We start from the raw sequence: 13953 nt of genomic DNA on the forward strand, positions 1-13953 counted from the left end.
GTCGGTTCCTCAGCTCGCCGGTCGGAGGGAGCGCAGCCGGAACGCCGCCGTCAGCGCCAGGGCGCCGGTCACGATCAGCGAGATGCCGACGAAGACGACCAGCAGCTTCAGGGAGAGGTCGGTGTAGACGAGCAGGAAGCCGCCGGCCAGCACCAGGACGACCCCGGTGAAGACCTCCCAGCCGCGGCCCGACGGCGGTGGGGCGACGAGGGCGCCCAAGATGTCGATGACGCCGGCGATCACCCAGAAGACGCCGATGATCATGCCGAGCACCAGGACGCTCTGGAGCGGGTCGCGCAGGATGAGGAGGCCGACGATCAGGGCCAGCCCGCCGCTGAGGCCGATCAGCGCCCGGACCCCGCCGTCCGCGCGGCTGACGGACAGCGCGGCGCTGATCCGGAAGATGCCGGCGATGATCAGCTGGATCGCGAGCAGCACGGTGAAGACCGTGACGGACGCGTGCGGCCAGACGACGAGCGCGATGCCGAAGCCGAGCGTGAGGATGCCGTAGGCCAGCACGAGGCCCCAGTGGTCGACGAAGCTGAACTCGTTCGTCGCCGCGTGACGAGACCTGGTGGCGGATGGGTCGACAGCGTCGGTCATGGTGCCCACCATCCCGCGACGCGCGCCGGCTGCCGTCACCCAAATCGGGTGGTCCGGCTCCGCAGCTCAGAGCAGCCGCATGGTGCGCGCGGCGGCCAGCGCCGCGCTGCGCCGGTTGACCGCGAGCTTCGCGTAGAGGCTCGAGACGTGGGTCTTGACGGTGTTCTCGGAGACGAAGAGGTTCGCCGCGATGTCGGCGTACGTCGAGCCACGGGCGAGCTCGTAGAGCACGTCGCGCTCGCGCGGGCTCAGGGTCGGCCGGATCGCTCCCGGGGCGAGGTCCTCGCGCTCGCGCGGCCGCGGCGTCGAGGGGCCGAAGTACGACGCGATGCCGGACAGGCCCGAGATGTTCGTGTCGACGTCGAGCAGCCACGGGTCCCGGCTGGTGTCACCGAGGCGCTCCAGCAGGTCGGACACCGGGGTGCCGTGCCGGCTCCACCCGAGGAACGGCACGGCGTTCTTGCGGACCTTGGTCGCCAGCACCGCCTCGCCGAGCAGCGCCAACGCCTGGTCGCCCTCGCCGAGGGAGTCGGCCAGCTGGGCGTGGGTCACCAGGGCGAGCGCGCGCACGGCCGGCTGCGCGGTGGCCGGGCCGCGCGCCGCCTGGCCGAGCAGGCGTACGGCGGTCCGGCGGTCGCCGCCGAGGTCGGCACGCAACCCGGCGACCAGGGCAGACTCCGCCGTGGCACCGATCTCGGCGAGCTGGTCGGCGAGCTGGCCGAGCAGGCCGCCGTCGCCGGAGAGGCTGGCGAGGAAGGCTCGCTCCAGCAGGAGCGCGACGGCGAGGTGGGCCGGCAGCGGCGGCGTCTCGAGCGGCACCTCGAGGGCCAGCTCGGCCGCCGACACCGAGCCGTGCGCGAGCTGCAGGCGCGAGCGGCGGGTGCGGACCCAGAAGCGGGTCGTCAGGTCGGCGGCGTGGCTGCTCAGCGGGTCGTCCTGCAGCGCGCGCACGCCGCGCTCGAGCGGCAGCCCGCTCAGCTCGGCGAGCTGACGCGCCAGCCTGGCGCGACCGACGGAGTACGGCGCGTCGATCTCGCGCTCCGCGATCAGCGCCAACGTCTGGTCGGCGACCTCGGCCGCCGCGCTCTCGCGACCGCGCATGTACTCGGTGAACGCGAGGTGGGAAAGGGCGACGACGGTGAGCACGGGCAGGTCGTGGGTGCGGCTGAGCCGGACGGCGGCGGCGAGGTTCTCCTCCGCGGTGTCCAGGTCACCGGTCCAGTTCTGGGTGACGGCCAGCTCGCACAGCAGGATCGGTACGGCGACCGCCGCGGCCTCGGTCAGCTCGGGGTCGGTGACGACCCGCTGGGCGTGGGCGACCGCCCGGCCGATCGGCTCCAGGCCGAGCCGCGACCGCATCACCCGGGCGCACGCCTGCTGCACCACGGCCAGCGCGGTGTCGGGCTGCGGCTCGTGCAGGATGCGCTCGAGCCACTGCAGCGCGCCGGGCGCGTCCCCGGCGAACCACCGCTCGAGGGCCACCGCGAACCACGAACCGGGGGTCACCTCGATGGTGGACGGATGGGCCGCGGCGAACTCGCGCACCGGGCGGCCGTGCCCGCGCAGCAGCAGGCTGGGGCCCTCGTCGGCGATGAGGGACGCCGCCGCGGCATGCTCCCCGATCGCCTCGAGCCGGTGCAGGGCGTCCTCGGTCGCTCCTCGCCCCACGTCGAGGAGCACCGCGCGGTGCACGGTCGCCGCGGCGCGCATCACGTCGACCCCACCGGAGCTGATCCGACGGCGTACGACCTCCGTGAGCAGCGGGTGGATCGTGTAGCGCTCGCCGGCCGCCGCACCGCCGTCGTGCGCCGTCACGCGGGTGACGAGCAACCCGGTCGCTGCGAGATCCGCGAGGACGGCGTCGGCGTCGGCGTCGTGCGAGAGGTGGCAGGCGAGCGCGGGGGTCACGACCGGTTCGTTGGCGATGCACAGGAGGAGGTGCCGCTCCCGCGGGCGCAGCGTCGCGAAGACCTCGCTCGCGACGCGGTCGGCCACGGACGGGCCGATCTCGGCGTACCGACGGGCGACCTCGAGCGGCTCCGGCGCCGCGCCGACCGCCCGGGCCGTCAGGACGACCGCCGCGCACCAGCCCTGGGTGCGCTCCGCGACCGCCCGTGCGACCTCGGCGTCGTCGGTGCGCGCGTGCGCCGCGACCAGGGCGCTGGACTCCGTCTCGTCGAGCCGCAGCAGGTCGCCCCGCAGCATCGTCAGGTCGCCGAGCAGCTCCGGTGCGAGGCGCGCGAACGGCAGGTCCCAGCGGGAGGCGAACAGCACCCGGAACGAGTCCGGCGCGGTGTCGAGGAGGGTGTCGACCGCCTGGACCGTCGCGAGCGGCAGCTTGTGGGCGTCGTCGACGACGACCAGCGCCGGCTGGTCGTCGGTACGCCGGGCCAGCTGGGTGAGCAGCCGCTCGGCGTCCCAGGTGGCGTCAGCGGAGATCCAGGTGGTGTCGGCCGCCCGGTCCGAGCGGCGCAGCCAGCCGGCGATCCCGAGCGTCTTGCCCGAACCGCCCGGACCGACCAGCAGCGTCACGGCCGTCTCGGTGGCGTCGTCGAGCCGGCTCCAGAGCCGCTGGCGGTCGACGTACGCGCGGGGAAGCGCCGGCAGCTGCCCGATGCGCGCGGTCGAGCCCTGCTGCTCCCGCTTCGACATGCGTGTGGACATCAGGCGTCAGTCCCGTCTCGGCGCCGTTGGACTGAGGACAGTATGGCGCGCGGACGTACCTCGCCTCACCCGGCCAGGGTGAGGGCGGGATGATATATGGCGCAGCTCAGAGCAGGCCGTGGGCGCGCGCGACCCGGAGCGCGTCGACCCGGCGGTCCACCTCGAGCTTGCGGTAGATGGACGCCAGGTGGGTCTTCACCGTGTTCTCACTGACGAAGAGTGCCCGGGCCAGGTCGGCGTTGCCGCCGCCGAGCGCGAGCTGCTCGAGGACCTCGAGCTCGCGCGGCGTGAGCGGCGTTGCTCGCGGGTCGTCCGAGGCGAACGGCAGGTCGCGGTGCCGCCCGACGTCGGGGTAGGACCGCTGCAGGCCGCCGAGCGCCGCGACGACCGGCGGCGCGAACGGGTGCGCCCCCGGCCCCGAGGCGTACGTCGCGACCAGGTCGCCGAAGGTCGGGCTGACCAGGGTGCCGAAGGCGAGGATCCACACGAGCCGCTGCGGAGCCGCGCGGCTGAGCAGGTCCGGCACCAGGTCGCGGGCGGCCTGGACCGCGCCCGGCGTACCGATGCGGTGCAGCAGGGCGGCCCGCGCGACCGCGGACCCGAGGGCGACGATGACCGGCTCGCCGACGGTGTCCGGGAGCAGCTCGGTCACGAGGCGTACGGCGCGCGGCTCGTCGCCGCCGAGCCCGATGCTCAGCGCCTCGGCGAGCCGGGCGTCGAGCTCGGCGCCGAGCGCGCGCATCTCGGGCACCAGGGCGTCGACGGTGGCGAGGTCGCCCATGACCAGCGCGATCAGCAGGCGGGCCTGCCGGTCCAGCCGGCCGATGTAGAGGGGCTGGCGCTCGGGGACGTCGCCGCGGGTGTCGAGCACCCGCCGGGCCCGGGCGGCGTCGCCGGTGGCGGCGAGGACGCACGCGTGCAGGAGCCGCCCGAAGGACAGCAGGAGCGGGTCCATCACCCCGCTGGGCGTCTCGTGGAACCGCTCGAGCGCGACCTCGGCCTCGGCGAGCCGCAGCTCCTCGAGGAGCGCCCAGCCGCGAGCCAGGTGGATCCGGGCACCGGCGGCATCGGGCCGGGCGTCGGGGTCGATGGCCAGGGCGGCGTCGGCGGTGGCGAGGGCGCTCTGGTAGGCGCCGTGGACCGTCTCGAGCATCGCCCGCCCGGCGAGCATCGACCGGGTCAGCAGCGGGAGCTCGACCTGCTGGGCGTACATCGCCACGTCCTGGACGTGGATCGCCGCCAGCTCGAACTCGCCGAGCCAGGTCTCGAAGTAGGCCATCTCGAGCGTGAGCCAGGCGGCCGACATCGGTGAGAGCCCGGCCAGGTCGTGCGCGCTCACCTCGGCGTCGTGACGGCAGCCGAGCGCCTGGCCGGCCCGGGCGAGCGCCGGCCCCGCCTCGCGCCACCCGTAGCGGGCCTGCCACACCTCGAGCAGCGCCAGCTGGGCCTCCGTGTCGCGCGAGACCGGGGCGCGCAGGGCCCGTGCGTCGAGGGCGAGCACCCGGTCCGCGGTCGCCTTCGCGGCGTCGACCCGACCCTGCGAGCGCAGGAGCATGGCCTGGACGACGAGCAGGTCGGGGTGCTGCGAGCGGATGTCCAGCGGGATCGCCGCCAGCACGGTGTCGAGCACCTCGGTACGTCGCTGGGTCACCAGGGCGGAGGAGAACTCGCGCAGCACCCGGAGCTGGAGGTCGAGGTCGCCGGTCAGCCCGGCGTGCCGGATCGCCTCCTCGGCGTCGCGACGGTCGACGTACGTCGCGGTCGCCCGGCGGTGCGCCTCGACGACCGTCGTCCAGTCGGGCCCGGTCGGTGCCGTACGCCGTCTCAGCAGGTCGAGGAGCAGCGGGTGGTAGCGCCAGAGCGTCGCACCCGGGTCGGACGCGTCGCGATAGCTGGTGACGAGCAGGCCCGAGGCCGCGGCCTGGTCGAGGATCGCGGGAGCCTCCGCGAGACCGGACAGCAGGACCGCCTCGTCGGCGGTCACGTGGGCCTGCTGGCAGGTGGTCAGCAGGACGAGGGTGAGGTCGGCCGGGAGGGTCTCGTACAGCTCGTGGAGCAGGTAGTCGAGCACCGGTTGCCGGGTCGCTGCCAGGGCGGCCCGGGCGTCCGCGGTGTCGGACGAGCCGGCGAGCGCGCGGGAGCCCAGCACCAGCCCGGCCGCCCAGCCGTCGGCCTGCTCGAGGACCGCAGCCACGTCGTCGGCGTCGGCCCGCGGGTGGTGCGCCTGCACGAGCTCCGCGGCCTCGGCCTCGTCGAAGCGGAGGTCGTCGACCGGCAGTGCGCGGACGGCTCCGGTGAGGGCCACCGAGATCGGCACCAGGTCCGGCTCCTGACGACCGAGGAGCAGGAGCCGCACGGAGTCGGGGTCGACGGTGAGGATCGACGTCAGCAGCGACTGCGACTCGGCGGCGAGGAGGTGGACGTCGTCGATGACCACCACGACGGGACCGTCCGGCTGCTCGGGGCAGCGCATCGCCTCGACCTGAGCCGCGATCGTCGCGGTCTGGTCCCCCCGGGCCCAGGCGACGCGCAGCGACCGCGGCGCCCCAGCGACGCGTTGCGACCAGGCTGCGGCGGCGGCGGTCTTCCCCGACCCGGCCGGGGCGACCACCAGGTTCACCGGCGTCGCCGGGACGTCGTCCAGGAACTCGTCGAGGCGGGCTCGCGGGACGAACAGGCTCGGCGGCCTGGGCGCGGGAGGGACGTGCGGGCGCACGCCGACCCCGGGGTGCGCGTGCTGCCCGGTTGCCATCTCCCGCCCTCCCTCCAGGGCTGCGACGCCGACTCGGCACCCATTCAACCCGCTCGGAGCAGGATTGTGCGATCAGTCCGAGAAGACGGCGCGCACTGCGGCCTCCTGGGACGCGTCGAGCGAGGTGCTGATCGGCTCCGCCGAGGGCCGGTCGGCGAGCACGGCGCGGACCTCGTCGACGACCGGTCCGGTCGTCAGGAGGAAGAGCGCCGAGGTGCCCGGCGTGACGCGGTCGCGGACCCGGTTCATGAAGCGGTCGTCGACGCCGACGTCGTCGAGCGCGCCGGTCTCGGCCCCCATCGCGGCGCCGATCGCGGCCCCGAGGAGCGGCACGAAGAACACGAGGCCGAAGAGCAGTCCCCAGAACCCGTCGTCGAGCGGTGCCGCGGTGAGCCCGCAGGCCAGGTGCTGGGTGCGCGGCTTGCGGTCGCCGTCTGCCCAGTGGACCAGCGCCGCGTCCTGGATCCCGATCTCGTCCGTGCGCGAGGAGCGGTCGAGGGCGAGGGCGGCGCGGCCCGCGCCGTCGACGGTGCCGAACTGCCACACCGTCAACGTCGCCATGCCTCCACGGTCCCCGGTACGCCGGGACGCGACCTCACCCGTTCTGCGTGAAACCCTCGCCACCGGACGCCAGGTGGGCGACCGCGTCGTCGATCCGCGGGAAGACCGGTGGCGCGGTCGCCTGGCCCGACGCGTCGAGCACGTCACGCACCTGGCCGACCCCCTGGGCGATGCCGAAGGCGACGCCTTCCTGACGCAGGTCCTGGAAGAGCTGGCCGAGCATCGCCGCGGCGGTCACGTCGATGCCGGGCACCGTCTCGGCGTCGAGGACGACCGTCGTGGCCCCCGACCCCGCGACGAGCTCTCGGACCCGGTCGCGGACGAAGTCGGCATCCGTGAAGGTCAGCGGCCCCTCGACCCGGACGACGAGCGCGCCGGCGGTCGGCGTGGCACCGGGGTGGCGACCGTGGTCGATCCAGATCGACCGCCCCTCCTGGTCGGGGTCCGGGGCTCGGACGAGCACGGCGATGTTGGGCCGCGCGGTGCGCGCGATCAGCAGGACCAACGAGACCCCGATCCCGATCACCAGGCCGGGCAGGGTGTCGAAGACGAGCACGCCCGCGAGCGCGGTGACGGCGGCGAGGAAGTCGGCGCGCCGGGTGTACGGCGCCATCGCCACCAGCGGACCGGCCGCCGCCCGCCACAGCCGCCGGAGAGCCTCGATGTCGACGAGCTCGATCACGGCGCCGATGACGATCGCCGCCAGGGACGCCTCGGGCAGCTTCTCGAAGAGGCCGGTGAGGAAGAGCAGCGTCACGACCGTGAGCACTGCGGCGGTGAGCCCGGAGACCTGCGAGCGCGCGCCGGCCCCGCCGTTGACGGCGGTCTTGGAGAGGCTGCCGTTGACGACCATGCCGCCGGACAGACCGGAGCCGATGTTGGCCGCGCCGAGGCCGAGCAGCTCCCGGTTGGCGTCGACGTCGTACCCGGCCTTGGCGGCGTAGGTCTTCGCCGCGCCGAGGCCCTCGGCGAAGCCGACCAGCATCACGCCCACCGAGACCGCGAGCAGGTCGAGGAAGTCGTCGCCCGAGACGTCGGGCAGGCCGAAGTCGGGCAGCCCGGAGTCGATGTTCCCGACGATCGCGAGCCCGTGGTCGTCGAGACCGAGCACCCACACCAGCGCAACGCCCCCGAGGGCGACCACCAGCGACCCGGGCACGGCCGCGAGCCAGCGGCGGAGCACGAGCAGGAGCACCAGGCTGCCGACGCCGACCGCGGTGGTCAGGGCGTCCAGGTCGGGGACGTTGCCGAGCACGGTCCAGGCCTTCTCGAAGAAGTTGCCGCTGCCCTTCTCGACGCCGATCAGCGCCGGCACCTGGCCCACGATGATCGTCAGCGCCAGCCCGATGATGAAGCCCTTCAGGACCGGCTCGGAGATGAACGAGGCCAGGAACCCCAACCGGCAGAGGCCGGCGACGACGGCGGCCAGCCCGACGGCGATCGCGAGGGCGGTCGTGAGCGCGAGGTACTGGTCCGGGTCCGCCCCGAAGTCGCCCACCACACCGGCGGAGAGGGCCGCCGTCGCGGACATCGGCGCCACGATCAGGTGCCGGGAGCTGCCGACCAGTGCGTAGAGGAGCAGCGCCGGCACCGTGGCGTAGAGACCGACGACGGCGGGTACGCCGGCGATCCCGGCGTACGCCAGCGACTCGGGGATGAGCACCGCCCACACGGTGAGCCCCGCGACCAGGTCGCCGCGCAGCCAGGCCGGACGGAACCCGCGGAAGGACGGCGCGACGATCACAGGACCAGGGAACCCGGCCCGGCGCCAGGGCGCCTCGCCCGTTTCCGGTGAGGCGGTGCGGGCCGACCTCGACCTACCGTCGGAGGGTGGGGCCAAGGCGGGCCACCGGGTGACGGGCCCGGATGAGGGATTCGGGACCTCGGGCGCAGGCACTCAGGGCAAGGGGTGTGACGGGCGACGATGACCAAGATGCTGATCCGCGTCGATGCCGAGCTGAGCGACGAGCTCAGCGGCGCGTTCCCCCACCTCGTCGCGCGCACCCAGCCTGCGACGACCACCCTGACCGGTGACGTGACCGACCAGGAGGAGCTCCAGGGAGTGCTGAACCTCCTGAACTCACTGGGCATCGGGGTCGTCGAGGTCGTCACCATCCCGGACTGAGACCCGGTGGGTCCGGCCCAGCTCGACCGCGATCCGGGTCGACTCGCCGACCACCGGCGTGGCCTCGAAGACACGCACGTTGCCGAGCGACGCGCTCAGGCCGTCGTCGTCCCACCGTCGTACCAGCCTGTGGTCGACGCCCGAGAGGTAGAGCTCGCCCCCGACGGCGGCGAGCTGGTGGGCGTAGTCGCCGACGACCTTGAGGAACGTCGCGCCCAGGGTGGTCCGGCCCCGCAGCCGTAGCACCACGACGGGTCCGCTCCGTCCGGTCCCGGCGGCGGCGCGGGTGGTCGCGCTCGGCGGCGGCAGCCGGCGCTGGAGGGTGCGGGTGCCTGCGAAGAACAGCGACCCGTAGACGTCGATGACCACCACGTCGAAGGGCCCGAGCTCCTCCGGCAGCGGCTGCTCGACCAGGCGCCCCTCGCTGTCGACCCGGAGCCGCACCAGCCGGATGTCGAGGGATTCCTGGTTGAGCTGCATCACGAGCGAGGCGACGACGCCGACGCCCACCGCCTCGGCGACCGGCAGCACCAGCACGGCCAGGAAGGTGCCGGTCATCGCGATGGCGGGGATCGCGCCGGCCCGGGCCACCGCCCAGATCTCCCGCGGTCGGATCGTCCCCCAGCCGGCGTACACCAGCACCGCCGCGAGGGTGGCCATCACGACCTCGCCGACCAGGCCCGAGAACGCGAGCAGGATCGCGAGCATCCAGATGCCGGAGAAGATCGCCGCCCAGCGCGACCGGGCGCCGGCCGTCACGTTGAGGGCGGACTGGCCGACCGAGCCGCCGACGACCTGGCCGCCGAAGAGACCGGAGGCGAGGTTGCCGAGGCCCTGGGCGGTGAAGTCGCGCCGGGTCGACGAGCGGCTGCCGTCGGAGTTGGGCATCGCCTCGGCGACGCCGGCGCCTTGGACCAGGACGATCGCTGCGACGGCCAGCGCCCCGACGACGAGGTCGAGGCTGAAGGCGTCGAACGACGGGACGCCGGGGAGCGGGATGCCGTGCGGGAGCTCGCCGTTGTCCTTGACCAGCGTGACGTCGTCGACGCCCGCCAGCCAGACCACGACCGTCGGCACCAGCAGCGCGACGAGCGAGCTGAACACGGCCAGCCGGGTGCGCGCGAGGACGACCAGGACGGCGAGCGCGGAGAGCCCGGCCGCCGTGGTCACGGGATCGATCCCGGACGGGTGCGTGACGACGTACCACGCCTTCTGGACGGCGACCCCGCCGTCGTTCTCGGCCCCGAGCAGGTCGGAGAGCTGCCCGAGCACCATGTTGACCGCGACGCCGGTGAGGAAGCCGAGCATCACGGAGTACGAGACGAACCGGATGTAGCGGGCGAGGCCGGCCACGGCGGCCAGCACCATCAGGCCGCCGGCCATCAGGGTCAGCCAGAGCATGGCGTCCGAGCGGTCCGCCGCCGGCACGTCGGCCAGGGTCGAGCCGGCGGCGAGCGCCGCCGCGCTGGTCGTCGTGATGACCATCAGGCGGGTGCTGGAGCTGAGGCCACCGGCGATCGGGCCGGCGAAGGAGGCGTAGAGACCGTGCGCCGGGCCGACCCCGGCGAGGACGCTCGACGCCATGCCGTCGGGGACGCTGCTGATGGCGCCGGGCAGCCCGGCCACGAGGTCGCTGCGCAGCTGCCCGCGCTCGGGCTTCAGGTCGCCGACCCACCGGGCCATCAACGCCCGGCTGCGCTCTGCCGGGCCCCGGGAGATGCGGGCCAGCGCGTCCCCGTCCGGGTCGGGCTCCGCGGTCACGGCTCGGTGGCCACCGGCGGCGCCGCGTCGAGCTCGTCGTCCTTGTTGGAGATCAGCGGTCTCAACCAGCGCAGGTTCGGGTCGATGTCGACGAGCAGGGCCTTGGCGAGCAAGGTCAGCGGGATGGCGAGCAGGGCACCGAGCGGGCCGATCACCCAGGTCCAGAACACCAGGGACACGAAGGACAGCGTGGTCGACAGGCCGACCGCGTCCCCGACCACCTTGGGCTGGATGACCGTCTGGATCACCACGTTGAGCACGCAGTAGACGATGATCACCGTGATCATCATCGAGGGTCCGCCCTCCAGCAGGCCGAGGATGGCCGGCGGGATCAGCCCGATCACGAAGCCGATGTTGGGGATGTAGTTGGTGATGAAGGCCAGCAGGCCCCACAGCACCGGAGCGGGTACGCCGATGATCTGCAGCGCGATCGTGTCGAGCACCGCGACGATCAGGCCGAAGACGGTCGCGACGAGGAGGTAGCGGCGGGTGCCGTGGGCGAACTCCTCGATCGCGTCGACCACGAGCGGGCGTGCGCCCCGAGCGCGCTCGAGCTGGCGGGGGAACGACCCGCCGTCCATCGTCATGAAGAGCACCAGCGTGAGGATGAAGAAGAGGTTGGAGACCAGGCCCATCAGCTCGGTCAGCAGCGAGCCGACGAACCCGCCGAGCTGTCCGAGGTCGAAAGAGGACGCGACGTCGTCGACCTGCGCGGTGTTGACCCCGAAGTCGGACAGCGAGCTCGTGAGGGAGTCGATCCGCTGCTGGAACTCGTCGGTGTACTGCGGCAGCAAGGTCGCGAAGCGAGCCACCGAGACGACCACCGCGAGGGCGAAGGCGACGATCAGCAGGTAGACCACCACGGTGCACACCAGCGACGCCGCCCACGACGGCATCCACCGGTCCAGCCACTTGCGGAGCGGGTGTGCGACGACCGTGAGGACGAGCGCCAGGAACGCCGGCGCCAGGATGTCGGCCGACGCCTTGAGGCCGCCGATCGCAATGACGGCGGCCGCGAACCCGACGAGCACGAGCACGCCGCGCGGGAGCGCCGGTCGCGGCGAGATGCTGGACATCGACACGTCGTACTCCTCCTGGAGCGGGGAGCGCTCCCCGCACGGGCCATCGTGGTCCTCGACCCCCGAGGGGGGCTCACCCGTCTCGGGTGACGCTACTGCGGTTCGGGCTCCCTAGGGTGCAGGCACGAGGCCACGCCTGGGGCCGGAGCGGGAAGAGGTCGATGGAGCGGTGACCGGCTGGCTGTCCTCGCCCGGCGCGGCGGTCAGCGCCATCCTGGTGGCGGTCAACGTCGCGATCATCCTGGGTGCGCTGCTGGTGCTGCCCGGTGGCCGACGTCCGCAGACCGCGATGGCGTGGCTGCTGCTGATCCTCGCCGTACCCCTCTTCGGGTTCCTCGTCTTCCTGCTCTTCGGGCGCACCAGCGTCGGACGCAAGCGGCGTGCGCAGCAGGAGGAGGTCAACGCCGCGATCATGGCGCGAGTTCCCCTCCACGCCATCGCCGACGCCGAGCGGCAGGCCGAGCTCGCCCCGCTCGTGCAGGGCTTCGCGCGGCTCAACCGCGAGCTCGGCGTGCTGCCGATGACGTTCGACAACAGCGTCGAGCTGATCGACGACTACGTCGCCTGCGTCGGGGCGATGGCGCGCGAGGTCGCGACCGCCGAGCACTACGTGCACGTGCAGTTCTACATCTCTGCCTGGGACGAGGTGACCGCGCCGTTCTTCGAGGAGCTGGTGCGAGCCGTCGAGCGCGGCGTCTCCGTCCGGTTCCTCTTCGACCACATCGGCTCCCGGGGCATCCCGGTCTACAAGGAGATGCTGGCCAAGCTCGAGGGCACCGGGATCCAGTGGGCGCCGATGCTGCCCATCCGGCCGCTCAAGGGCGAGATCCGGCGCCCGGACCTGCGCAACCACCGCAAGATCCTGGTCGTCGACGGCCGCGCGGCGTTCAGCGGCTCCCAGAACCTCATCGAGGCCTGCTACGACAAGCCCAAGAACCAGAAGCTCGGTCGCGCCTGGGTGGAGCTGATGGCCCGCATCGAGGGCCCGGCCGTGCAGGAGCTGAACGTCGTCTTCGCGACCGACTGGTTCACGGAGACGGGTGAGGACCTGCGCGAGCTCGTGGGCGCGGTGCCGCCGCCGGCCGACGCGACGGTGCGACCGGGTGCGATCTCGGGCGTCGGCGTCCAGGTGGTGCCGAGCGGTCCGGGCTTCACCACGGAGAACAACCTGCGGCTCTTCACCAGCATGCTCTACTCGGCCGAGCACCGTCTCTCCCTGACGAGCCCCTACTTCGTGCCGGATGACTCGCTGCTCTACGCGATCACGACGGCGGCCCAGCGTGGCGTCGAGGTCGAGCTGTTCGTCGGCGCCACGGCCGACCAGTTCATGGTTGCCCACGCACAGCGGTCCTACTACGAGTCGCTGCTGACGGCCGGCGTGCGGATCTGGCTCTACCCCGAGCCCTACGTCCTGCACGCCAAGCACTTCACCGTCGATGACCGGGTCGCCGTCGTCGGGTCGAGCAACATGGACATGCGCTCGTTCGCCCTCAACTACGAGGTCGTGATGATGATGACGGGCACCGAGGTCGTCGCGGGGCTGGAGCGGGTGCAGGACACGTACCGGTCGCTGTCGACCGAGCTGACGCTGGACGTCTGGCGGGCGCGCACCCGCGGCCAGCGGTACGTCGACAACCTGATGCGCCTCACCGCGACCCTCCAGTAGGAGGGATACTCGGCCGCGTGAAGCGGAAGACCCGGTACGTCCTCGTCCTCGTGGTGGCCGCCGTCCTGGTCAACCTGCCGCTCGTGCACAGCACGATCACCGACCAGCGGGTGCAGCGCTCCGGCGTCGACGTGCAGACCACGGTCGTCGCGCACCGCACCGTCGGCGGCCAGCACCTGGTGTCCTTCACGTTCCCCGAGTCGGTCGACCCGGACCAGGCCACCTGGCAGGCCGACCTCGAGGCCACGGCGTACGACCGCGCGGTCGAGTCGGGTGAGCTGCAGGTCCGCGTCCTGAAGGACGACCCGTCGGCGTACGCCGCGGAGGGTCAGGTCGAGAGCCACGCGATCCTGGTGATGACCCTGATCGCCGACGTGCTGCTGCTGGTGACGGCCCTGCTCCTGTGGCGGGTCGGCGGTCGCCGGCGCCCGCAGCTGCGGGCGATCGCCGTCGAGGACGTCGAGCGGTGCGCGCCGGGGTCCGCCCTGGACCGCATCGAGGGGGAGACCTACCTGATCCGCGGCGAGGTGGCGGCCATCGAGCCGGGTCAGGTGGTGCTCGAGCTAGGCGGCCGTTCGGTGCTGGTCTACCTCGACGGGCACGTCAATCCCGTCGGCCACCAGCAGCCCGCCCAGGTTCGCGCCCGCCTCGTCTGACACGACGTCTCCGCGGCGCGAGAGCCCGGAGACGAGCACCGCGACCATCATGGTGGGCACGAGCAGCACGAACGTCATCAGTGCCA

10 protein-coding genes are annotated in these 13953 nt (G+C 73.1%); 3 read left to right on the forward strand and 7 right to left on the reverse strand.

The window, feature by feature from the left end; genetic code table 11:
- Positions 1-9: 9 nt before the first annotated feature.
- The 5 genes from ACFPYL_RS01360 to ACFPYL_RS01380 all read right to left on the reverse strand — a co-directional run bounded on the left by ACFPYL_RS01360 (position 10) and on the right by ACFPYL_RS01380 (position 8324).
- Positions 10-603: an HdeD family acid-resistance protein gene (locus ACFPYL_RS01360; RefSeq protein WP_379149575.1), complete on the reverse strand. Its 594-nt coding sequence runs from the start codon at positions 601-603 to the stop codon at positions 10-12.
- A 66-nt stretch (positions 604-669) separates the two neighbouring features.
- The gene (locus tag ACFPYL_RS01365) at positions 670-3267 is read right to left on the reverse strand and encodes a LuxR C-terminal-related transcriptional regulator (RefSeq protein ID WP_379149576.1); all 2598 of its coding nucleotides are present in this window, start codon (positions 3265-3267) and stop codon (positions 670-672) included.
- A 106-nt stretch (positions 3268-3373) separates the two neighbouring features.
- Complete coding sequence (locus ACFPYL_RS01370; RefSeq protein WP_379149578.1) at positions 3374-6019, reverse strand: LuxR C-terminal-related transcriptional regulator; 2646 nt, start codon at positions 6017-6019, stop codon at positions 3374-3376.
- A 72-nt stretch (positions 6020-6091) separates the two neighbouring features.
- Positions 6092-6580 carry a DUF1269 domain-containing protein gene (locus ACFPYL_RS01375; RefSeq protein ID WP_379149580.1) on the reverse strand — a complete coding sequence of 163 codons (489 nt, stop codon included), beginning with the start codon at positions 6578-6580 and terminating at the stop codon, positions 6092-6094.
- Positions 6581-6614: 34 nt separating this feature from the next.
- Positions 6615-8324: a SulP family inorganic anion transporter gene (locus tag ACFPYL_RS01380; RefSeq protein ID WP_379149582.1), complete on the reverse strand. Its 1710-nt coding sequence runs from the start codon at positions 8322-8324 to the stop codon at positions 6615-6617.
- 180 nt (positions 8325-8504) lie between these two features.
- On the opposite strand from ACFPYL_RS01380, the gene ACFPYL_RS01385 reads away from it, so the two are divergent.
- Positions 8505-8705: a hypothetical protein gene (locus tag ACFPYL_RS01385; RefSeq protein ID WP_379149584.1), complete on the forward strand. Its 201-nt coding sequence runs from the start codon at positions 8505-8507 to the stop codon at positions 8703-8705.
- On the opposite strand, the gene ACFPYL_RS01390 is transcribed toward ACFPYL_RS01385, so the two are convergent.
- Positions 8661-10466 (reverse strand): SulP family inorganic anion transporter, encoded by a 1806-nt coding sequence (locus ACFPYL_RS01390; RefSeq protein WP_379149586.1) that lies wholly within the window; start codon positions 10464-10466, stop codon positions 8661-8663. The two genes, ACFPYL_RS01385 and ACFPYL_RS01390, sit on opposite strands and share 45 nt — an antisense overlap.
- The gene (locus ACFPYL_RS01395; protein ID WP_379150148.1) at positions 10463-11542 is read right to left on the reverse strand and encodes an AI-2E family transporter; all 1080 of its coding nucleotides are present in this window, start codon (positions 11540-11542) and stop codon (positions 10463-10465) included. Before ACFPYL_RS01395 ends, ACFPYL_RS01390 begins: the two co-directional genes overlap by 4 nt.
- A 172-nt stretch (positions 11543-11714) precedes the next feature.
- On the opposite strand from ACFPYL_RS01395, the gene cls reads away from it, so the two are divergent.
- On the forward strand, positions 11715-13211 hold the full coding sequence (cls, locus tag ACFPYL_RS01400; RefSeq protein WP_379149588.1) for a cardiolipin synthase: 1497 nt from the start codon (positions 11715-11717) through the stop codon (positions 13209-13211).
- A gap of 17 nt (positions 13212-13228) precedes the next feature.
- Positions 13229-13867 (forward strand): hypothetical protein, encoded by a 639-nt coding sequence (locus ACFPYL_RS01405; RefSeq protein ID WP_379149590.1) that lies wholly within the window; start codon positions 13229-13231, stop codon positions 13865-13867.
- The last annotated feature ends 86 nt before the right edge of the window (positions 13868-13953 follow it).

Origin of the sequence: Nocardioides hankookensis, assembly GCF_042658885.1 — a bacterium.
Classification (GTDB): Bacteria; Actinomycetota; Actinomycetes; order Propionibacteriales; family Nocardioidaceae; genus Nocardioides; species Nocardioides hankookensis.